Below are 21,404 nucleotides of genomic sequence, written 5' to 3'. Positions count from 1 at the left end.
AGCCGCGGCTGCCCTTTTTTATGAAGATAAGATAAATTTTGACTTTGAGAATTGTCCAGCTCCAGCGCCCTGGTCAGCGGCTAGTGTCCTTCGCTCTCCGCCCTACGATAAGTCAACATCGAATCGCCTCCGGCTCTTCGTGTTTCCTTTATCTCAGTTGGAGCGCTCCAGGCCATACGCCGCTGACCAGGGCGCTTGCGCTTTTCTTATTTTGCACATTCTAATTTATAAACACTACTGCCGGTATCATCAATGTTTAATAGTTTCACGGACATGGCTGAAAAGGTTTGTTGTAATGATTCAGCAAGCTTACTGCCCTTCCCTTTTTCCGCAAAACATAGCATGGTTGGACCTGCGCCGCTTAAAGCGACTCCAAACGCACCATTTGCTTTAGCTGCTGCCTCAACATCAGAATAAAAAGGAATAAGTGGTTTCCGGTACGGCTGATGGAATAAATCGGACTCCATCATTTTTCCTGCCAACTCCCAATTCTGACTGAGAAGGGCTCCAACTAATAAATTTGCAGTGGCAGAGGCTTGAATTGCTTCCGAATAGGGAAGTACTTCGGGTAAGACTCCACGTGAGTCCTTTGTTAATAATGTTTCTTTCGGAATTACTGCTACCATTTCAAACCCTAGATTTGGCAGTGACACAAGGTCCACTTCGTTTTGTTGGTAACATCCCACGACCAATCCCCCATAAAGCGATGCTCCAACATTATCAGGATGCCCCTCCAAATCAGTTGCGAGAAGAAGTTTTTCACGTGCTTCCAAACCAAGATTACCAATAAAATCAGCTAGTTCAATCGCTGCAACGATCGCCGATGCACTTGAACCAAGTCCACGTGCTAATGGAATCTCACTGTTAATTTTCACTTTACATGGTGCTAGCGTCTTCCCATATTTAGCGGCAACTTGAAAAGCCACCTGACAAATATAATTCTGCTCATCGCTTGGAAATTGGCTTAATTCCGTTGTTTGCGCAATAAATTCCCATTGTTTACTTTGTTCTACTTCCAATGTTAAATATAAATCGACAGCTATTCCTATTGAATCAAACCCTGGACCAAGATTTGCAGAACTAGCCGGAACCTTAATTAGTATACGATTATCTAAAGTCATCCATAGACAACTCCCTTTATATGCTCTGTTACAGCCTTTTCATCATTTGGTAACCCAATCAATTTTACTTGGCTGTTTTGGATGGCTGTATCCGGATCCTTCAAGCCATTTCCCGTAAGAACAGCAGCAATCCGAGCCCCTTTTTCAATTCTTCCTTTTTGAAGACTCTTATAGATACCGGCAATCGAAGCACAGGAGGCCGGTTCTGCAAAAACACCCTCAGTGGATGCTAATTTTTTATAAGCGATTAGAATTTCTTCGTCGGTTACCTCATCAAATAAACCATTGGATTCTTCTACTGCGGCAACCGCTAAATTCCAACTGGCAGGATTCCCAATACGGATAGCTGTTGCAATCGTTTCAGGGTTTTCAAACACTCGATTATGAACGAGTGCCGCAGCGCCAGCAGCTTCAAATCCATACATTTTCGGCAGGCTGGTGCCTTTGGCCTTGGCATATTCTTTAAACCCCTTCCAATAAGCACTGATATTTCCGGCATTTCCAACCGGGATGGCTAAAATATCCGGAGCGAATCCTAATTGATCGACTACTTCAAAAGCGGCTGTTTTTTGCCCTTCTAATCGGAATGGGTTAACAGAGTTAACAAGTGTTATGGGTTCCTCTTCACTAATATTTCGAACCATTTGTAATGCCTGATCAAAATTCCCTTGAATGGAGATAATCTCCGCCCCATACATCATCGCCTGTGCAAGTTTCCCCATTGCAATCTTTCCTTCAGGGATCACAATAATGCAGCGAAGACCTGCACGGGCTGCATAAGCAGCAGCCGCAGCGGATGTATTGCCGGTGGAAGCACATATGACAGTTTTACTTCCTTCCTCCACAGCTTTGGCAACGGCCATTACCATTCCACGGTCTTTAAATGACCCGGTTGGATTTGCCCCTTCCATTTTTACATATAGCTCTACGCCCCATTCTTTAGACAAGCGTTCAAGCTTGATTAACGGGGTATTACCTTCATTTAGCGTTAGCTCCGGGGTTTCATTGTTGATGGGTAAAAAATCTTTATATGCTGCTAATAATCCCGGCCATCTATCCATTATTTTCTCACCACTCTATATGAACTTTTAACTTCCTTAACTGCAGACAAATCCTTTAATTCTACTAAAATATCCTCAATATTGGTTAAAGAAGCCTGATGCGTAACTAAAACAATTTCAGCCGTTTCATTTTTTGTTACCGGCATCTGAAGGATTTTTTCAAAGCTGACACCATATTTTGCAAAAATCGATGTAATCTCAGCAAATACACCGACCTCGTCTTGTACATGAATACGCAGGAAGTACTTCGAATATTTTTCCGAATCATCCTTTAGAAGTTTCGGATATTGCGGTGCCACCGCACTTCTTCCATTAACACCCAGTCTTAAGTTTTTAATCACACCGACCAAATCGGAAACCACTGCAGTCGCTGTTGGCAAACTACCGGCCCCTGGACCATAGAACATCGTCTCACCGACAGCCTCTCCATAAACATAAACCGCATTGTATTCATTTTGTACTGAAGCAAGGGGATGATTATTGGATAAAAAGGTCGGCTGAACGCTTACCTCTACTTTTTCACCCTCGCGATGAGCATTCCCAATCAACTTCATTGTATACCCCATTTGCTTACCATAGCTTAAATCCTCTTCCGTAATTTGGGTAATCCCGCTGACTTTTACATCCTCTAAATCAATATGCATAGAGAAGCCTAATGTAGCTAAGATTGTCATTTTACGCGCAGCATCTAAACCTTCCACATCTGATGTTGGATCTGCTTCTGCAAATCCTAGCTCTTGAGCTTCTTTTAAGACGTCTTCATAAGCAAGTCCTTCAGAACTCATTTTAGTTAAAATGAAATTCGTTGTACCATTTACAATCCCCATTAATTGAGTAATTCGATCGGATGCAAGCCCGTCAACCAAACCTCTTAAAATGGGGATCCCCCCGGCAACACTTGCTTCATAAAACAAATCGCAACCATTTTCCGAGGCCAATTTTAATAGTTCAGACCCATGAAGAGCCATCAAATCCTTATTTGCAGTGACCACATGCTTGCCACTTTGAAGTGCACTTTGCAAATATTTTTTCGTTCCCTCTACTCCACCCATTACCTCAATCACTACATCGATTTCAGGATCTTGAAGGATATCGTCAGGGTTATTGGTTAAAACTTGCGTATTTATTTCAGTAGACCTCGTTTTATGTAAGTCGTTTACGAGTATTTTTTTTATTTCAACTGGACATCCGACTTGATGCATCAATTTATCTTGATGGTTCTTGATGATTTTTACAACACCAGATCCCACTGTTCCTAAACCTAATAAACCAATTGAGATAGCTTTCATTATTTCTCCTCCTAAAAGTCCACCCTAAATGTACAAATGTATTTCTATAGTAGACATTATATAATTCTCTAAATCTTTTTACAATAGATCTGTTTTGCCTGAATATTATTGTAATCGCTTACTTCCTTATCGCACAAGGCATATAATATTTTGAGAAAAATTTTTAAAAAATTATTCAGAAAATATTTTTTTATCTCTTTACAATTCTAAACGTATGGATGTAGAATATTCAATAAATTCACACAAAAAAATATAACATTAAATTAAAATAGTGATGACGAAGACGGTATTAAGAAGGGACTTCAGAGAGCCGGTGGTGGCTGTGAACCGGTGTCCTTTCTTAGCATACCCAGCACTTCTGAACTGGCACGCTGAACCTTCAGTTTTGTAGGCCTGCCCGGTAAAAACCGTTAAAATGTTGAGGCTGCTAGATGTTAATGCAGCAAAAGAGGGTGGCACCACGGTAGATTGATTACGTCCCTCATAACACGACACAACTGTTGTCTGTTATGAGGGATTTTTTATTTTAACAATAACTATTATCGAAATTTAGGAGGAATGAATGGAAATGTATAAGGTATTGGTTACAGACGGAATTAGCGACACAGGCTTAAAGGCATTATTTGATCACCCCCATTTTATCGTGGATCGACAGCCCACGTTGCCAACAGAAGAATTAAAGAAAATTATCGGTGCTTACGATGCCCTGATTGTTCGCAGTCAAACAAAAGTTACCGAAGAACTGCTTCAAGAGGCCAGCAAGCTTCGGGTTATTGCAAGGGCCGGTGTCGGAGTAGATAATATCGATGTGAATGCCGCCACCAAGAAAGGAATTATTGTTATTAACGCACCAGGTGCAAATACAATTGCAGCTACAGAACATACTTTGGCGATGATGCTTTCTTTAGCAAGAAAAATTCCACAGGCGCACCAGAAAACAGCTTCCGGCGAATGGGATCGCAACTCTTTTAAAGGGGTCGAATTATATAAAAAAACGCTTGGTGTAATCGGAATGGGTAAAATTGGAGCTGAAGTAGCAAAACGGGCAAAAGGCTTCGGAATGAACATTTTGGGTTTTGATCCCTATTTAACAGAAGACCGAGCGAAAAAAATAGGGATTACGAAGGCAAGCCTTGACCTCATTGCCGGGGAATCAGATTTTATTACCATCCATACTCCACTGACAAACGATACAAAAGGGCTTATCAATGAGGAATATATACAAAAAACAAAAAAAGGTGTCCGCTTGATTAACTGTGCCCGTGGTGGAATTATCGATGAAAAAGCGCTGGTTCGTGCGGTTCAATCCGGCCATGTAGCGGGAGCGGCACTGGATGTTTTTGAAAAGGAACCGGTGGCAGATCCGGAATTACTGCAAAATCCAAATATTATCGTGACGCCGCATTTAGGAGCTTCAACGGTAGAAGCACAGGAAAAGGTTGCTCAGGAGGTCAGCGCTGAAATCATTGAGATTTTTGAATCGCAGTCCATCCATCATGCCGTCAACATGCCGCAAATGTCAGGGGAAACCCAGGCAAAAATGCAGCCGTATTTAGTGCTTGGGGATCAAATCGGCCAGCTTGTCGTACAATTATTAAAGAAAGCCCCCGCTAAAATTGAAATCAATTATTACGGGGACCTAATTGAAGAGGACACAGAATTATTAAATCGTATGATGATAAAAGGAATTCTATCCTATCATTTAAGTGATTCTGTCAATCTAATCAATGCCCTGCACCTTTTAAAGGAACAAGGCGTTTCCTATAATGTGCAAAAAAATGCTACCAATAAAGGCTTCGCTAATTATATGGAGCTGACCATTTCACAAGGTGATGAGTCTGCTAAAATTGGTGCAACGGTCCTAAACGGCTACGGTGCAAGAATTGTGAAGATTAACCAATACATGATTGATGTGAAGCCGGAGGAACATCTACTCTATATTAAACATAAAGACGTTCCGGGTATGATTGGTAAGGTTGGATCCCTTCTTGGCGACTATGAAATCAATATCGGTACCATGCAGGTAGGCAGAACTGCTGTCGGAGGCGAAGCCATCATGGTCCTGACCCTTGATAAAACCTTGAACTCAAATGTTCTACAAGCACTGAATCTAACTGTCGGTATTGAAGAAGTGCAATTGCTAGAATTAGAGAATTTCGTTCCATCTGAGCCGGGACAGGTAGAACTGCAGAAGGTAGAAAGCCTTTTATAAAATAAGAACAGGGATGGCATGGATGCCATCCCTGTTTGTTACAATATTCTCTTTACATCCAGCACCGAATCCAAGATATAATCCGCTTCATGTTTTTCAAATTCACTTCTAGCATCTTTTCCGGATAAACCGGTTAAAACGGCAGCGAATTTGCAGCCGATGGTTCTTGCTGCTAAAAGATCAGCTAATGAATCTCCTACAACTAAAATCTCTTCACCATTATCAAGTGGCAGCGGGGTTTTCAAATAATCCACTAAAGGAGCCCCTTTTCCTTGATCAGCCAATATGTAGGTGTATGGATGCGGCTTGGATAAAGACCCTTCCTGAGGGAACTCCTTCTCCGCGATTAACACTTCATCGGCGGTAACAATATGCTTTTCATTAAAAGATTTGAGCCAATCTAAATGCTGAAAAGGCAATACAGTTTCCAGCGCAGGCCGGCCTGTTCCGATTCCAATCTTATATCCAGAATTCTTAAGGAAGCTGAAAAGCTCGGCAATATCCTCTTTCGGTGCTAACGTTGTTTCATTGGCTAAGAATCCTTCTTTACCTAGCTGAACGGATGGTCTGCCCGTTGATTCTAATACATTTTCATCGCCAACATACCATTCCTGGGATACATGTTCACAAACAGACCAAAGCGTCCGATCCTTATCAAAAATAGAGGTTTCGACGCCTAGCTTTTCTTCTGCCAATACATTTAGGTAACCTAAAAGCTCTTGTTTAACGGCAGTTGAGCGCTCAAACTCTTCAATAAATAATGAAAAATTCATTTGAACCTTGTATTGACATAATACCTGTCCCATTTCCACTAAAGCATCCCTCGTAATTGGGGACTTGAGCCACTGGTCAATTTTTTCACGCTCATTATCCTTAATTTGTTCAAATAAATGAATAAGCTGGCAGCAAAAGGTCAAATAAATCATATCCCAGTTTGCATTCAGACCTCGTGATTTTTGAAGCTTTAATACTTGATCATTCTCAAACACTTGTGCCCGGATCTGTTTAATCTCAGATTCTGTATAGCTTGTTTTAAATAACTCAGGTGCTAAAGCCAAATAATTTTTACTGATTAACAATTCCCAAACCGTAAGTGCTGAGGCATCAAAATAATGCTCCTCACTTAATAGAACCCCGTCGACATCAAAAAGAATCGTTTTTACCATTTACCGTCCCTCTTTCCCCTCCGCTTTTATCCTTTATCGTACCACAGTAGTCCACATTTTTTAAAGTAAAAAAAGCCATGTGCTTAATAATGAATAAGCAGTATGGCCTTTTCCCATTTAAATAGGTAATGAGTTCTCATGACTAATATATTGGTTATACAGATCTTTTGTAGCTGCAATTAATGCGTTTGCGGCTTTTCCGCGATAATCATTCTTAAAAGTCTCAACTATAACCTCAATTCCATCCTGAAGGCTATGCCCTTTTAATATTTGTTGGACATAATGCCTGCCATGTTCTGTTGCAAGCGTACAGGAGGATTCGATGATCACTCCGTATTTTTTATCGATTTCCACCGTTATCGTTAAAGATTCAAACACATTTTGTGCAGCCATTCCTTGCGGCAAACGGGAGTGCCCTGCTAAAAAATAAGTATTTAAGCCCGCCATAATTTCACATCCCTTTATCTTTTCTTATTATATTAAACAGAGCTTCGTCATTTTCCTCCTAAATTCGATAATAAAAGCCAACAAAACAATCAATGACAAAAACATCACTGAAGGTTTTACTGGCTTTTATTTGGAGTCCTTTGAAAAGGAGGTTTAAATGAATTAGACAGTTGCCATAAAATATTTTCTTATAATAAGCTTAATCTATACCAATTGAAATATATTTAACTTCTAAATACTCATCAATCCCATAATGACCGCCTTCTCTGCCAAGGCCGCTTTCTTTAAATCCGCCAAATGGCGCTTGGACTGTCGATGGTAAGGCATCATTTAAACCAATAATTCCATATTCAAGCTGTTCCGTTATTCTAAAGGATCGGCTTAAATTTTGTGTATAAACATACGCAGCAAGACCATAGTTCGAGTCATTTGCACGTGCAATTACTTCTTCTTCCGTTTTAAAAGTCGCGATCGGGGCAAGCGGTCCGAAGATTTCATCCCGCATGCATTCCATTTCATCATTAATGTTCGTGATGATAGTAGGAGCGTAGAAATATCCGTTCTCCTCTGCTGGTTTTACACCACTAAAAGTGATCTTGCCACCCTTTTTCAATGCGTCCTCAACAAGTGTTTCTACCTTTGATAATGCGGCTTGGTCAATTAATGGGCCAACATCAATCCCCTCATCTAAACCATTGCCGACCTTTAACTTTTCTAATTCATTTTGGAACAAATCAACAAATTGATTCGCAACTGATTCCTGAACATAGACCCGGTTTGTACATATACAAGTTTGTCCGGCATTGCGGAACTTGGATTGAACAAGACCTGCAGCCGCCTTTCTTAAATCAGCATCATCCATGACGATAAATGGAGCATTCCCGCCAAGTTCAAGTGATACTTTTTTAACGGTATCAGCAGCCCCTCTCATCAATGTTTTCCCAACTTCTGTTGAACCGGTAAAGGTAATTTTTGTAACACGTGAATCCTTTAACCAAACATCACCAATCTCTGACGATCTTCCAGTTACGACATTTAAGACTCCCTTAGGCACCCCGGCTTCATGGGCGAGTTCAGCCAGTTTTAATGCTGTTAGCGGCGTTTGATTCGCCGGTTTCACAACGGCAGTACATCCTGCAGCCAGTGCCGGACCGACTTTTCTCGTTATCATCGCGGCTGGGAAATTCCAAGGTGTAATCGCCGCTATAACCCCGACAGGTTCTTTTCGAACAAGTAGTCGTTTATTAGGGTGTGAGGCAGGAATTGTTTCCCCGTAAATTCTTTTTCCCTCTTCAGCATACCAAGAGATAAACCCATTGGCGTAAACGACTTCCCCCAATGCTTCTTTTAACGGTTTTCCTTGCTCAATCGTCATGATTCTAGCAATTTCATGTTTATTTTCTTCTATTAAATAATGCCATTTCATTAATATTTGATAGCGCTCATCCGCTGTCTTTTTTGACCAGGTTTGAAATGCGGTATGGGCCGCATCAACTGCCTGCACCGCTTCATAGGCACCACCGGTAGGCACAGCACCGATTACCTCATTTGTTGCAGGGTTAATAATTTCGGTAAAAACCTCATAATCATTACCGACCCATTTTCCGTCTATATACATTGGATAAATTTGATACTTTTGCTCCACTTTTTCCATTTGATTTACCTCCGATTTGACAGGGCAGGATCAATGGTCAATACCGCTTCCATGGATTCCTCGAGAATTTGCAGTCCCTCTTCAAGCTGTTCATCCGTGATTGTTAATGGCATAAGAATGCGAATGACATTAGAGAAGATTCCCGCGCTTAATAATAGGAGCCCCCGTTCCCCTGCAGCTTTGACGATTTTACCAACCGTTTCTTTATCTGGGGTCTTTTGCAGCTTATCCTTCACAATCTCCATTGCACACATGGCACCAAGTCCGCGGACATCGCCAATGCAGTCAAAGCGCTCAGCAAGGAGCTGCATTTTTTCTAACACTCTATCTCCTAACTTCTCAGCACGCTCATTAAGATTTTCACTTTCAATTATATCTAAAACGGTTAAGGCAGCACGGCATCCAAGCGGACTGCCTGAATAGGTACCGCCAATTTCTCCAACTTCAGCAGCATCCATAATTTCAGCACGACCAATTACACCACTGATTGGCACCCCTGCCCCCATCGATTTAGAAATGGTGATTAGGTCCGGTTCGACTCCAAAATGTTCGATGGCAAAATATTTACCTGTTCGAGCAAATCCAGTTTGAATTTCGTCAGCCACGAACAGAATTCCATATTGGCTGCAGATTTCTCTGACACGCCCGACAAAGGCAATGTCTGGAACAATAAATCCGCCTTCGCCCTGAACCGGCTCCATTACAACTGCAGCAATCGATTCAGGTGCCACATCAGAAATTAAACACTGTTCAAATTGCTCAATCATCATCTTGCTGTATTGTTCTTCTGTCATTTCTTCAGGACGACGATAAACATATGGATATGGCGCCTTATAAACCTCTGGCGCAAACGGACCAAATCCAAATTTATAAGGCTTGACTTTGCTTGTCATGGTCATTGTCATTAATGTTCTGCCATGGAATCCCCTGGTAAAAGAAATAATTCCTTGGCGCTTCGTGTATTTCCTTGCAATTTTAACGGCATTTTCAACGGCTTCCGCACCGCTGTTAAAAAACGCTGCCTGCTTCGCAAAATTGCCAGGGGCAAGCTTGCAGAGTCTCTCTGCAAGCTTGATATAGGATTCGTACATCATGACATTAAAGCCTGTATGAATAAATTGACTTGCCTGTTCCTGAAGGGCTCTTACCACCCTGGGATGCGAATGGCCGACATTTAATGTTCCAATAGCCCCGGCAAAATCAATATAGGTATTTCCATCAACATCTTCCACAATTGCACCCTGTGCCTTTTTTACAAAGGATTGAATATTGTTGCTGATCGCTTTAGGAACATATTGGTTTCTTCGCTCTAATAGTTCCTGCGATATTGGGCCTGGAATAGATGTTTGGAGCTTTACATATTTCTTTTCCACGTCTTCTGCTCCCCCCTTAATTGTATATACCTTTATCTAATAGGTGTTAGTTTTTCACCTGAGCCAATACTTGCTTAAAGGTACTGACCACTTTATCGATTTCTTCATAGCTGATTGTTAATGCTGGCTCGATACGGATCGTTTTTGAGTTAATTAGTGTTCCTGCAACAAGGATACCGTTATCGAACATTCCTTTGGACACCTCATAACCGATTTCATCCTTATGGAATTCGATTCCAATCATTAAACCTTGGCCGCGGATTTCTTGGACTTTATCTTCGTGCCCTTCTGCTGCTTTTTTCAACTCTGCAAGGAAGTACTCCCCGGCTTCAGCTGCACGCTGCGGTAAATTCTCTTCAATTAACACACCGATTGTTGCAATAGCTGCGGCACAAGCAAGTGGGTTTCCTCCAAAAGTTGTTGTATGCATAAATGGATTAGGGAACCAGCTTTTGAACACTTCTTCTTTTGCCACGATCGCACCAGCAGGCATTACACCGCCACCAAACGCTTTTGCAAGACAGATGATATCCGGTACTACATCATATAATTCAGCAGCAAACATTTTACCTGTACGTCCCATACCTGTTTGTACTTCGTCAAAAATTAATAATGAGCCATATTGATCACAAAGCTCTCTTACTTGTTTTAAATAGCCTTCTGGAGGAAGGATAATTCCGCCTTCACCTTGGATTGGCTCAAGAATAACGGCTGCCACATCTTCACCGACAGAAGCACAAACTTCAAATGTTTTTCTCATCATGTCGATATCACCAAATGGAACATGACGGAAACCTGGAATTAATGGAAGGAATGGTTTACGGAACATTCCTTTTGCAGTTCCAGATAATGAACCAAGACTCTTTCCGTGGAAAGCACGAGTAGTAGAGATAAAGGTCGTTCTTTCACTGTACATTTTTGCAAGTTTAAGAGCTGCTTCGACACTTTCAGTACCACTATTTGTAAAGAAGGCATATTTCAAATCACCAGGTGTGATTTCTCCTAAAATTTTTGCCAGCATAGCACGAAGTGGATCAAGAAGGTCCTGGCTGTGAAGCGCTTGGCGTTTTAATTGGTCGGTAACAGCCTTTACAACCTTTGGATTACGGTGACCAACATTGTAAATCCCAAAGCCGCCAAGACAGTCAATATATTCTTTACCATTTACATCTTTAAAACCTGCACCATTATCAGACCATTCAACTGCAGCGAATTGACCGCCCTCGGTTACAGTTTTACGGTATTCAAGGAACCCAGGATTGACGTTTTCACGGAAACCATCAAGTGTTTCTTTTGTAATCCAAGCAGCATCTTCTTGCGTAATATCCTCTTTTTCTATTAAATTTAAGACCTTGTTAATATATTCGGTCACATTTTGATTCTTTTCACTTTTTACTTCACTTTTAAAATCGATACTCATATTTATCTCTCCTCGTTAATTATGAATGTTTAAATTTTTTATTTTTTGGTTTATTAAACTCAATACAGACTAATTAATTTGAAAACCAGCCGATTGGTTCTACTTGCAGGTTAATATTTATTTGTTTAATCTCCTGGAATTCTTCAAGTCCGAATGTTCCAAGACTTCTACCGATACCGCTTTGTTTATAACCGCCCCACGGTGCTTCGTTGTATGTTGGGTGGTAAGCATTTATCCAGGTAATTCCGGAGCGAACCTTCTTAATTACTCGTAAAGCCTTTGCTCCATCTGTTGAAAATACTGCACCAGCAAGGCCGTAAACTGTACTGTTGGCAAGCTTGACTGCTTCAGCTTCATCCTTGAATTTTTGAATAACACAGACAGGACCGAAGATTTCCTCTTGAACAATTTTCATATCATTGTTCACATCAATAAAAGCGGTTGGTTCAACAAAATAGCCTTTTTCTAAACCATCCTGAACAATACGGTTTCCGCCGCAGGCAACCTTAGCACCTTCTTGTTTACCCAACTCAATATAATGAAGAACTTTTTCCAAATGTTGCTGGCTCACAAGTGGTCCCATTTCTGTTTCTGGTTTATTCCCTGGGCCAACTTTAATTTGCTTTGCTCTTTCAACAAATCGACCAACAAACTGATCATAAATGCTTTCTTCAACAAGAATTCTTGATCCAGCCGAACAAACCTGGCCGGAACCGGCATAGATTCCAAACAATGCATAATCGACAGCGGTTTCAAAGTCAGCATCAGCAAATATAATATTTGGTGATTTACCGCCAAGCTCCAAAGAAACTTTTTTCATTGTATCTGCTGCAGTCTTCATGATATGTTTTCCTGTTTTTGTACCGCCAGTAAATGAAACCATGTCTACTTCAGGATGAGAAGCTATTTCATTTCCTACAACCGCACCGGCACCCATGACCATATTAGCAGCACCTTTTGGTAATCCGATCTCTTCAAAAATTTCAAATAATTTTTTTGGTGTTACCGGAGTTACTTCAGATGGTTTAAAGACGATTGTATTTCCTGCAGCTAATGCTGGGGCAATCTTCCAAACACTCATCAATAATGGATAATTCCACGGAACAATTAATCCACAAACTCCTACAGGCTCACGGACAACCATTGCCTGCATTGGATCTGCTACATGGTAGGTATAGCCATCCGGCTTTGTAATCAATCCAGCATAGTAACGGAAACAAGCAGCCGCATCACCAACATCAAATCCGGCTTCTCTTAAGGTTTTACCATTGTCCATTGTTTCAAGCTGGGTTAATTCGTCCGCATATTCATCAATTTTGTCAGCAATTTTAAATAGATAGGAGGCTCTTTCCTGCGCTGATAAACCGGACCATGTTCCCTCTTCAAAAGCTCTGCGGGCAGCAAAGATTGCAGCGCGTGCATCGGCCACTGTTCCCTCAGGTGCATAGGTAATCACTTCACCATTGGCTGGATTAATGACTGGACGTGTTTCTTGATTTTCAGAATCTTTCCATTCACCATCAATAAACATTTTTAGATTTGCAACTCGGTTTTTTATTTCGACCATGTGAAAATTCCTCCTTAATTAATCCTCATTATCTATTAATGCAAGAAGCGTGCCAAAACTAGAAACCTATTAATATAAGGTTTTCATACGTCACTTTTCAAAAAGGTATTCATTTTTGCATAAACCTATTATTCGGTGCATAATTCAAAAAATACAAAAAAAGCTGCACCAGATGTTGAGTCTGATGCAGCTTTTGACGTTTATGTTGAAAAGTGTTCAGTATTAAGATTTTTTTCACTTACGATTTTTTGATATTTCCTACTTACGGATGACTGGCTGATTCCCAATGCCTTCGCCGCTTTGGTAGTTGTTTTGTATTGCTTCATGGCAAGGATGATTAACTGTTCCTCCACCTGATCGATTGCCTCCTGTAAGGGAACGACCCTCGTAATCACAGGCTTCATTTTTTTATATTCATATCCTAATGATAAAAATTGACTGACAAATTCAGCATCAATGGCCGGTTCATCCGCAGAAACAACTAATCTCTCAATAATATTTTGCAATTCCCTTACATTCCCGGGCCATGGATAAAACTCCATCACATTAATCGCGTCTGGTGTTAAATGATAGTTCCGCTCGTATTTTTCATTTAACTGCTGGAGGAAATGAAACGCAAGCAATGAAATATCTTCAACCCGTTCTCTTAAAGGTGGAATATGAATCGGAATGACATTTAGGCGGTAAAATAAATCCTCGCGGAAGGTTCCTTCCTCAACCATTTTTTCTAATTTCTTATTTGTAGCCGCAATAATTTGAACATTGATCTTAAATGGAGTGGTACTGCCGACAGGGATAACCTCCTGCTCCTGAAGGACTCGCAGCAGTTTTACCTGTAAATGCATTGGCATCTCACCGATTTCATCTAGAAACAAGATTCCCCCATCTGCTTGTTTAAAGTATCCGTCTTTTCCATTCTTATCGGCACCAGTAAAAGCACCTTTCACATATCCAAATAATTCACTTTCCAATAAATTTTCCGGAATGGCTCCGCAATTCAATTTAAGAAATGGATACTCTGCCCGTTTTCCAAGCTGGTGAATCGCCTGGGCAATGACTTCCTTTCCGACACCGGACTCCCCATTGAGCAGAACAGTGGAGGAAAAGTCAGCAATTTTCTTGACCTGATTCATAATTTTTTCCATTTTCGGGCTACAATAGATAAGCTTCTTTAAGAAGCGATCTTTACTTTTAAATGTATCCAATTCCTTCTTATACTGCTCTGAGATCTTTTTCATTTCTTTTAATTCACTTTTCAGCTTAGTTGTTTCAGTGATATCCCGTGAAGCAATAATAATTCGATCTAGCTCGTTTTTATCATTAAAAATAGGATTTCCAACAGCAAGTATTCTTCTTCCATTTTTTGTTTCCTGAACGACCGAAACCTTCTTCTTTTTTTCCATAACCAGCCTTGTCACAGAAGGTGTGAACAGACCCTGGTCCTCAAGCTGGAACATATTTTTCCCAATCAGCTCTTTTAAATCAACCTTCCAAAAATCCTGAATGATATTTTCGCTGTACCTGATTAATTCCCCTTTTGCGTTTACCACAAGAATTTCATCATAAATACTCGAAAGAATGGCATTTAAGTCTTTATTTAAATCCTTGATATGCTCAATTTCCATAGCCATTTCTTCAACCATTGGTAAATCTTGTACGACGATTATGATACCGTCTACTTCATGGTCATAGTTTAATATAGGACTATAATCGACGAGGACCCCTATGCCGTTGGTAATTTCGAGATGGTTTAGAAGCGTTTTTCCGGTTTCAAAAACATTCTGAATGTGCTCGCCGCTGAAAATATTTTCTGCCGGAAGATTTAACACTTTATCGGAGGTTGATTTAATCATTTTTAGGCCTGCATCATTACAATTGATGATTCGTTTTTCTTTATCTAAAACGAACATCCCCATTGGAATGGAGGTAAGCATAATTTTTAACAAATCAACACTTTTATTTTCTTGTTTAAAAAGCTCTGCCAGGATATCTTCTCTCAGAATGTAACCACAAGGATTACCATCCTCTCCCCTGACAATTGCAAAAGGTTCTCCAACGATTTGGAATAATACCGGGAAGGAAATGTGTTCTCCTAAATGACAGACACTGTCAATTGATTTTGTATGCTCAAGTAATGACGCTAACTCGAAATTTTGCCTTCCCAGCTTTTCAAGCAATGGATTATTCATTACCGCATAAGCAAATAATTTTTCGTTCTTTTTTAGAAATAAAAAGGGTTCCTTGATGTTTTTTATGGTAGATTTAACTAATTCTTGATTCCCGCTGATTTCAACTGCTACTATTGGCTTAATTTTTTCCTTTGCCACGGAAAACATCTTTTACATCCCCCTTAAAGCCTTGTCAATCTTATACTACACTTAATACTGAAAATTTCAAATAGAAAAAAATGCTTAAAAGGAAGATGTAATATCCATCTTCCTTTTACAAGGTTAATCACTTCCGGTTACGAATAAGTCTTCTTTTACAAAGGCAAGAACCATTCCGGGAATAACTTGATCCCCTTCTTGAACCTCTAAGGATTGAATTTCACCACTTACTCCCGTTTGAATGGTTTTTACCATTCCGTCTGCGGTTTTGATTGTAAACAATGGTTCCCACTCATATATTCTGGAATCACCTTTAATGGAGACTTTCTCAACTTCTCCATAACAGGGGCAAAGAACCACATCAAAATACATCCCTTCTACCTCCTAATTAATGTTCATATTGCTCTTGAAATGATGATGAGTATAAGACAAGATCAAAAAATTCATGGAAATCGGGAATGTCCTCAGATTCAATTCCTAATTTATATGCCCAAAATTCATCATTAGGAGTATCTTCCTGACAAAGTAATACCATGTTTCCAGTCTGCAAGGAAGTAACCATCGCCTTCCCGAAAAAATGCTCTGAATAACCAATCGTCAAATCATAGCGATGGTTATTGGAAATAATACAAAAATAATGAAGTAGCTGACGTTCCTTCTGCTCAGATAAAAATTCCAATTTCATACGTTACATCTCCCTTCTATATGATTAATATTTCAACCAGCCTCTTAACCTTGACGCCTCAGCCAATCTTTGAATTCCCTCAATATAGGCGGCAATTTTCATATTCACGTTGTACCGTTTAGAGGTGTTATACACATTAACAAAACTATCCGTAATTTTTTCTTTAAGACGGCTATCAACTTCTTCCTCTTTCCAGTAATAGCCTTGATTGTTTTGACACCATTCAAAATAGGAAACAATGACTCCACCGGAATTCGCAAGGATATCAGGGACAACAAGAATATCCCGGTCATCAAGAATGGAAAGCGCTTCTTTCGTTGTCGGTCCGTTCGCTGCTTCAATGACAATACTACACTTAAGATTGTGGGCATTTTGTTTATTAATGACACCGGATATCGCTGCCGGAATTAAAACATCGCACTCTTTTTCTAATAATTCTTGGTTTGTAATCGCTTGATTAAATCGGTTGCTGACGATTCCAAATGAATCCCGGCTATCAATTAAGTGAGGGATATCTAAGCCATTTTCGTCATATACTCCGCCAAGCAGGTCTCCAATTCCAATTACCTTTGCCCCTAATTCATATAAATAGTTAGCTAGATAGCTTCCGACATTGCCAAAACCTTGGATAATTACCCTCATATCTTTTAACGGCCTATTTTTCAATTCACTTACCATTTGCAAAGTATATAAAACCCCTTTAGATGTTGCCGTTTCCCGGCCCTTGGATCCCCCTAAAGCAATCGGTTTACCGGTAATAAATCCTGGTGAATCAAATTCACGGATATGGTCGTACTCATCCAACATCCAGGCCATAATCTGAGAATTTGTATACATATCAGGTGCCGGAATATCTTTTGTCGGTCCGACAAGTTGGCTTACCGCTCTTACATAGCCGCGGCTCAATTTTTCCAGTTCATTTAAACTCATTTCACGAGGATCACAAATAATTCCGCCTTTTGCCCCGCCATAGGGAAGGTCAGTGATTCCACATTTTAAACTCATCCATCCCGCCAATGCCTTAACTTCTTCAGGAGTAACATCAGGATGGAAACGAATTCCGCCTTTTGTCGGTCCCGGTGCATCATTATGCTGGGCCCGGTATCCTTGAAAAATCTTTGTTTGCCCATTATCCATGGTTATGGGAATACTTACCTCTAAAAATCTCATTGGTTTACTTAAAAATTCAAATACTTGCGAAGGATAGTTTAGAATGTTAGCTGCTTCCCTTAATGTTTCTTGAAACTCAATAAGTGAATTATCTTGTTCTTTAAAATTAGTATCATTTTTCTTTGTACTGACAGTCATTTTAACACCTCATTTATTATTCTTATTAAAGGTATAAGCAAGTTTTGTGCCAACTTTGCAAACCCGCTATTTTATTGGCTTTTTTATAAAGAGAAAGCTAAGACCTTCGAGAAATTATGAAGAAATGATTGAGATTATGCAAAAACGCATAGTTTTTTCAAAAAAATAAAAAACGCACTCTAATTTGCTAGAATGCGTTTTCATCTATTTAAAAAATTAGGCTTCCTCAGCCTTAAATTGTGACGGCGCAGTTCGGAATGCTTTTGTTAAATACATTTTGGCGCAATCGAGCACCTATTTTGCAAATCGATGTTTACCGATTGTAACAGTTACTGGTCGTGAGTAAATCCACTTACTTACAGATGTTTTTGGATTGTAGAAAAATAGTGAACCATTGCCTTTACCTTTAACAGCGATAGCTTCATTCACAGCCCGCTTTGATGCTGTATCCGCAGGTTGATTAATTCGCCCATTTTGGACAGGAGTGAATGCATAGTGTCCATTCGAAATTTGATAAATGACTTTCCTAATTGTATTTGGGAAATCAGGGCTCGAAACTCTGTTCAGGATTACAGTTGCAACTGCTACTTTTCCTGCATATGGTTCCCCAACTGCTTCTGCATGAACAAGTCGTGCCATTAGATCTTTATCTGCGGCTGAGATTGTAGAATATGGTAGTTTTATAGTTTGACCTGCATAAAGTGGTGCATTATGATTTGCTGCCATTAGGCTATTTACAGGGATACCAAACCCTTTTGCAATTTTCCAGTAGGACTCACCGTATTGTACCTTGTGTGGTGTTCCTGTCGCTGCTTCTGATTGTGTCGTTAAAGTAAAAGCCGATAAAGATACCATCATTCCGGCAGCAATTACTAGTTTCTTAAGTTTATTAAATTTCATATCTTAAAACCTCCAAATCATTTCCCTCGTTTGTCTACCTATAAGGCTATCAGTTGTAACATACTTATTCAGTATCCAAAAGATGGAAGGTTAAAACAGACTCCTTTAGCCACTGTTATAGAAGGTTTTAAGCGGCAAATGGAATTATCAACCAAAGTTTACTTTTTCCCATTTATCTACTGCATTGGATAGTTTAGGATTGATTTTTACAAAGTGTTTCGTTCCTGTAACATAATCCGCTAATTTTCACCAAATTGACACCATTTAACTAAAAATCAAATAGGAATCTTTCCCTACTTTTTAGAAATAATATAGAAGAAATTTAAAAATGAGGAGGTTTTAAGGGTGAAGGATCAACTAGTAAATGTATTAAATAAGCAAATTGCCAATTGGTCAGTTTTGTATATGAAGCTTCATCATTACCATTGGTATGTAAAGGGCAACCAATTTTTCACGTTACATGCTAAATTCGAGGAATTTTATAATGAAGCGGGGGTTCATGTAGACGAACTTGCCGAACGGCTCTTATCAATCGGGGGAAACCCTGTCGCAACCATGAAAGAATGTTTGGAGCTTTCATCGATCCAGGAAGCCAGCGGCAGCGAATTGGCAGAAGTAATGGTTCAATCTATTATTAATGATTTTTCGATTATCATTGGAGAATTAAAAGAAGGAATGAATTTAGCAGGAGAAATCCATGATGAAACGACCGGTGATATGCTCTTAGCCATCCACTCCGGCTTAGAGAAGCATGTTTGGATGCTGCAAGCCTTTCTTGGAAACACCATTTGATCCTGCAACAGAGTCCAAAGGGAGGATTGGACTCTGTTTTTTGCCTTCATCTAAATTATAATAATTATTAAAAAGTATTGACTTTTAATTAGTATTTATATTATTATGATGATAATAATAAAAGAGGATGAATTTAGGAGGTTACACTGATGGCGGAAAAATTAGAAGTAATTGTTTACAGCAGTACCGGCTGTCCTTATTGCGAAAAAGTAAAAGCAGCATTAAAGGCTTGGGGAATTGAATACGAAGAACGGAATGCTTCCATACATAAAGAGTATTTCGATCAATTAAAGGAACGGAAAATATACGGAACACCTGCAACTTTTATCAATGACAAGCTTGTATTGGGCTTTCAAGAGAAAAAGTTTAGGAAGCTCCTTGATATTCCTGAAGGCATTGATGTTACAGCAAATAAAGAAAAAAGTTCTGATCATGTAAAAGTTGAAGATGAAACGGCTATCTTTCAACCTGTTACCACTCAAGTTCTCAAAGAAGTTTATGATTTTGTTACAATCGGGGGAGGTCCTGCCGGGGCATCTGCAGCTGTTTATGCAGCACGCGGTAAATTAAAGACCCTTGTCATTGATAAGGCACCTAAGGCTGGAACCTTGGCCATCACCCATAAGATTGCTAATTACCCAGGAGTACGTGAGGAATTGACAGGCCTTGAACTTCTAACAAGAATGCAGGATCAAGCGAAGGATTTTGGTGCAGAATTTGTTCGCTCCACTGTACTATCAGTAGATTTTACAGACGAAATTAAAAAAATTGAACTTGCAGAGGGAACCGTTAAAGCGAAAAGTGTCTTTATTGCTGTTGGCGCCAAAGCCCCATCAAGTAAGATTAAAGGCGAAGAAGAATTAACCGGACGTGGTGTAAGCTATTGTTCAACTTGTGATGCCGCATTTTATCAAGATCAGGTTGTTGCTGTTGTTGGGGATAACGAAGAGGCTATTCACGAGGCTGAAACGCTTGCGAAATATTGTAAAATGGTCAAACTGTTGATTCCAATTGAGAATTTAAAAGGGGATGCTGACCTTTCAGAGCTTGAAAACAATCCAAAGGTCGAAATCTATCGCCGTCATCGTTTAAGAGAAATTATTGGATCCGACAGTGTCGAGAAAATTGTGATTCTGAATGATAAAAAAGAAGAACAAGTTTGGGATGTCGATGGTGTCTTCTTATATCTTGGCGGGATGAGGCCGGGAACTGATTTCTTAAAAGGCGCCGTAATTAGAGATGAGGAAGGGTATGTAAGTGTTGACGATCTTCTTCAGACAAGTGCGGAGGGTGTTTTTGCCGGCGGGGATGCGAGACGAACTCCGATCAAACAAGCTGTCATTTCCGCGGCGGATGGTGCGATTGCAGCATTAGGCGCAGAGCAGCACATAAATAAACGGACAAAACTCCGCCCGCAATACAGTTAAATCAATTCACAAACTGGCTCAGAAAAACTGAGTCAGTTTTTTTATTTTAAAGAACAAAAAAAGATATTTTTCAATATTTTTCAAGGAAATCAACCTTTGTCCATTACGCAGAAAAAAAACAAGCATAAATTATAATAAATAATTGTGGAGGTGATTCTACTATGTCTGACGGACACCACAGCAACTTTGCGCTTATTGTTGTTCTATTCATCCTCTTAATCATTGTTGGGGCATCTTTTATGATGTACTAATATGATTAGAGTAAATTCACGGTAAAAAGGAAGGAGTGGTGAACAATTGTTTCACCGCTCCTTTTTTGTGGAGACACTTTTACTCCCATTTCTCTTCATTTTGTCGCCTATGGCCTTTATTGGCGACATTTTTAAGCAGATGCCTCTCTTTTTTGTCGCCTATGGCCTTTATTGGCGACACTTTTAAGACGTAGCCTCTCTTTTTTATCGCTTATGGCCTTTATTGGCGACACTTTTAAGCAGATACCTCTCTTTTTTGTCGCCTATGGCCTTTATTGGCGACACTTTTAAGACGTAGCCTCTTCATTCTGTCGCCTATGGCCTTTATTGGCGACACTTTTAAGCAGATGCCTCTCTTTTTTGTCGCCTATGGCCTTTATTGGCGACACTTTTAAGACGTAGCC

18 protein-coding genes and 1 other annotated feature are annotated in these 21,404 nt (G+C 39.9%); of the genes, 4 read left to right on the top strand and 14 right to left on the bottom strand.

From position 1 onward, the window contains the following. Nucleotides 1-206: 206 nt before the first annotated feature. The 3 genes from thrB to J2Y67_RS25545 are packed head-to-tail and all read right to left on the bottom strand — an operon-like array spanning nucleotide 207 to nucleotide 3,471. Entirely contained in the window at nucleotides 207-1,121 is a 915-nt protein-coding gene (thrB, locus tag J2Y67_RS25555; protein ID WP_310178656.1) for a homoserine kinase, read from the bottom strand. Next, nucleotides 1,118-2,182, bottom strand: a complete 1,065-nt coding sequence (thrC, locus tag J2Y67_RS25550) for a threonine synthase (protein ID WP_310178654.1) — start codon at nucleotides 2,180-2,182, stop codon at nucleotides 1,118-1,120. Before thrC ends, thrB begins: the two co-directional genes overlap by 4 nt. Then, a complete protein-coding gene (locus J2Y67_RS25545) occupies nucleotides 2,182-3,471 on the bottom strand; it encodes a homoserine dehydrogenase (protein ID WP_310178652.1) in 1,290 nt (429 codons plus the stop codon). The genes thrC and J2Y67_RS25545 overlap by 1 nt, the downstream gene beginning before the upstream one ends. A 265-nt stretch (nucleotides 3,472-3,736) precedes the next feature. Then, nucleotides 3,737-3,956 (top strand) — a binding site (T-box leader). An 83-nt stretch (nucleotides 3,957-4,039) separates the two neighbouring features. Between J2Y67_RS25545 and serA the strand changes: the two genes are divergently transcribed. Beyond that, nucleotides 4,040-5,683 (top strand): phosphoglycerate dehydrogenase, encoded by a 1,644-nt coding sequence (gene serA, locus J2Y67_RS25540; RefSeq protein ID WP_310178671.1) that lies wholly within the window; start codon nucleotides 4,040-4,042, stop codon nucleotides 5,681-5,683. 38 nt (nucleotides 5,684-5,721) lie between these two features. Here serA and J2Y67_RS25535 read toward each other — a convergent pair whose 3' ends face one another. From J2Y67_RS25535 to J2Y67_RS25485, 11 genes are all read right to left on the bottom strand, one after another. Continuing rightward, complete coding sequence (locus J2Y67_RS25535) at nucleotides 5,722-6,849, bottom strand: HAD family hydrolase (RefSeq protein WP_310178650.1); 1,128 nt, start codon at nucleotides 6,847-6,849, stop codon at nucleotides 5,722-5,724. Between the two features lie 117 nt (nucleotides 6,850-6,966). Next, nucleotides 6,967-7,296, bottom strand: a complete 330-nt coding sequence (locus J2Y67_RS25530; protein ID WP_310178649.1) for a DUF3870 domain-containing protein — start codon at nucleotides 7,294-7,296, stop codon at nucleotides 6,967-6,969. A gap of 199 nt (nucleotides 7,297-7,495) precedes the next feature. Continuing rightward, nucleotides 7,496-8,914 carry an NAD-dependent succinate-semialdehyde dehydrogenase gene (locus J2Y67_RS25525; RefSeq protein WP_310178669.1) on the bottom strand — a complete coding sequence of 473 codons (1,419 nt, stop codon included), beginning with the start codon at nucleotides 8,912-8,914 and terminating at the stop codon, nucleotides 7,496-7,498. Nucleotides 8,915-8,955: 41 nt separating this feature from the next. Beyond that, nucleotides 8,956-10,323 carry a 4-aminobutyrate--2-oxoglutarate transaminase gene (gene gabT, locus J2Y67_RS25520; protein ID WP_310178646.1) on the bottom strand — a complete coding sequence of 456 codons (1,368 nt, stop codon included), beginning with the start codon at nucleotides 10,321-10,323 and terminating at the stop codon, nucleotides 8,956-8,958. Nucleotides 10,324-10,369: 46 nt separating this feature from the next. Further along, nucleotides 10,370-11,743, bottom strand: a complete 1,374-nt coding sequence (locus tag J2Y67_RS25515) for a putrescine aminotransferase (RefSeq protein ID WP_310178643.1) — start codon at nucleotides 11,741-11,743, stop codon at nucleotides 10,370-10,372. Between the two features lie 73 nt (nucleotides 11,744-11,816). Continuing rightward, nucleotides 11,817-13,310, bottom strand: a complete 1,494-nt coding sequence (locus J2Y67_RS25510) for an aldehyde dehydrogenase family protein (protein ID WP_310178642.1) — start codon at nucleotides 13,308-13,310, stop codon at nucleotides 11,817-11,819. A gap of 200 nt (nucleotides 13,311-13,510) precedes the next feature. After that, on the bottom strand, nucleotides 13,511-15,646 hold the full coding sequence (locus J2Y67_RS25505; protein ID WP_310178641.1) for a sigma 54-interacting transcriptional regulator: 2,136 nt from the start codon (nucleotides 15,644-15,646) through the stop codon (nucleotides 13,511-13,513). A 114-nt stretch (nucleotides 15,647-15,760) separates the two neighbouring features. Continuing rightward, the gene (locus J2Y67_RS25500; RefSeq protein WP_310178639.1) at nucleotides 15,761-16,009 is read right to left on the bottom strand and encodes a biotin/lipoyl attachment domain-containing protein; all 249 of its coding nucleotides are present in this window, start codon (nucleotides 16,007-16,009) and stop codon (nucleotides 15,761-15,763) included. 16 nt (nucleotides 16,010-16,025) lie between these two features. Then, on the bottom strand, nucleotides 16,026-16,322 hold the full coding sequence (locus J2Y67_RS25495) for an SAV0927 family protein (protein ID WP_310178638.1): 297 nt from the start codon (nucleotides 16,320-16,322) through the stop codon (nucleotides 16,026-16,028). Nucleotides 16,323-16,346: 24 nt separating this feature from the next. After that, complete coding sequence (locus J2Y67_RS25490; RefSeq protein WP_310178634.1) at nucleotides 16,347-17,630, bottom strand: Glu/Leu/Phe/Val family dehydrogenase; 1,284 nt, start codon at nucleotides 17,628-17,630, stop codon at nucleotides 16,347-16,349. Nucleotides 17,631-17,924: 294 nt separating this feature from the next. Continuing rightward, nucleotides 17,925-18,530, bottom strand: coding sequence for a cell wall hydrolase (locus J2Y67_RS25485; protein WP_396954142.1), 606 nt, complete (start codon nucleotides 18,528-18,530; stop codon nucleotides 17,925-17,927). Nucleotides 18,531-18,875: 345 nt separating this feature from the next. On the opposite strand from J2Y67_RS25485, the gene J2Y67_RS25480 reads away from it, so the two are divergent. The 3 genes from J2Y67_RS25480 (at nucleotide 18,876) to J2Y67_RS25470 (ending at nucleotide 21,000) form a co-directional block, all read left to right on the top strand. Then, nucleotides 18,876-19,322: a Dps family protein gene (locus J2Y67_RS25480; protein WP_310178632.1), complete on the top strand. Its 447-nt coding sequence runs from the start codon at nucleotides 18,876-18,878 to the stop codon at nucleotides 19,320-19,322. Nucleotides 19,323-19,471: 149 nt separating this feature from the next. Next, the gene (locus tag J2Y67_RS25475; protein ID WP_310178628.1) at nucleotides 19,472-20,749 is read left to right on the top strand and encodes an FAD-dependent oxidoreductase; all 1,278 of its coding nucleotides are present in this window, start codon (nucleotides 19,472-19,474) and stop codon (nucleotides 20,747-20,749) included. Between the two features lie 161 nt (nucleotides 20,750-20,910). After that, nucleotides 20,911-21,000: a YjcZ family sporulation protein gene (locus J2Y67_RS25470; protein WP_310178626.1), complete on the top strand. Its 90-nt coding sequence runs from the start codon at nucleotides 20,911-20,913 to the stop codon at nucleotides 20,998-21,000. Nucleotides 21,001-21,404 lie beyond the last annotated feature (404 nt).

This window comes from Neobacillus niacini, assembly GCF_031456445.1.
GTDB classification, from domain to species: Bacteria; Bacillota; Bacilli; order Bacillales; family Cytobacillaceae; genus Neobacillus; species Neobacillus niacini_I.
This window is presented reverse-complemented; position numbering and strand designations above follow the sequence as displayed.

Excerpts from the sequence above, each read along its gene's own strand:
- thrB (WP_310178656.1), bottom strand. The coding sequence starts at position 1,121 with ATGACTTTAGATAATCGTATACTAATTAAGGTTCCGGCTAGTTCTGCA.
- thrC (WP_310178654.1), bottom strand. The coding sequence starts at position 2,182 with ATGGATAGATGGCCGGGATTATTAGCAGCATATAAAGATTTTTTACCC.
- J2Y67_RS25545 (WP_310178652.1), bottom strand. The coding sequence starts at position 3,471 with ATGAAAGCTATCTCAATTGGTTTATTAGGTTTAGGAACAGTGGGATCT.
- serA (WP_310178671.1), top strand. The coding sequence starts at position 4,040 with ATGTATAAGGTATTGGTTACAGACGGAATTAGCGACACAGGCTTAAAG.
- J2Y67_RS25535 (WP_310178650.1), bottom strand. The coding sequence starts at position 6,849 with ATGGTAAAAACGATTCTTTTTGATGTCGACGGGGTTCTATTAAGTGAG.
- J2Y67_RS25530 (WP_310178649.1), bottom strand. The coding sequence starts at position 7,296 with ATGGCGGGCTTAAATACTTATTTTTTAGCAGGGCACTCCCGTTTGCCG.
- J2Y67_RS25525 (WP_310178669.1), bottom strand. The coding sequence starts at position 8,914 with ATGTATATAGACGGAAAATGGGTCGGTAATGATTATGAGGTTTTTACC.
- J2Y67_RS25515 (WP_310178643.1), bottom strand. The coding sequence starts at position 11,743 with ATGAGTATCGATTTTAAAAGTGAAGTAAAAAGTGAAAAGAATCAAAAT.
- J2Y67_RS25510 (WP_310178642.1), bottom strand. The coding sequence starts at position 13,310 with ATGGTCGAAATAAAAAACCGAGTTGCAAATCTAAAAATGTTTATTGAT.
- J2Y67_RS25505 (WP_310178641.1), bottom strand. The coding sequence starts at position 15,646 with ATGTTTTCCGTGGCAAAGGAAAAAATTAAGCCAATAGTAGCAGTTGAA.
- J2Y67_RS25500 (WP_310178639.1), bottom strand. The coding sequence starts at position 16,009 with ATGTATTTTGATGTGGTTCTTTGCCCCTGTTATGGAGAAGTTGAGAAA.
- J2Y67_RS25495 (WP_310178638.1), bottom strand. The coding sequence starts at position 16,322 with ATGAAATTGGAATTTTTATCTGAGCAGAAGGAACGTCAGCTACTTCAT.
- J2Y67_RS25490 (WP_310178634.1), bottom strand. The coding sequence starts at position 17,630 with ATGACTGTCAGTACAAAGAAAAATGATACTAATTTTAAAGAACAAGAT.
- J2Y67_RS25485 (WP_396954142.1), bottom strand. The coding sequence starts at position 18,530 with ATGAAATTTAATAAACTTAAGAAACTAGTAATTGCTGCCGGAATGATG.
- J2Y67_RS25475 (WP_310178628.1), top strand. The coding sequence starts at position 19,472 with ATGGCGGAAAAATTAGAAGTAATTGTTTACAGCAGTACCGGCTGTCCT.
- J2Y67_RS25470 (WP_310178626.1), top strand. The coding sequence starts at position 20,911 with ATGTCTGACGGACACCACAGCAACTTTGCGCTTATTGTTGTTCTATTC.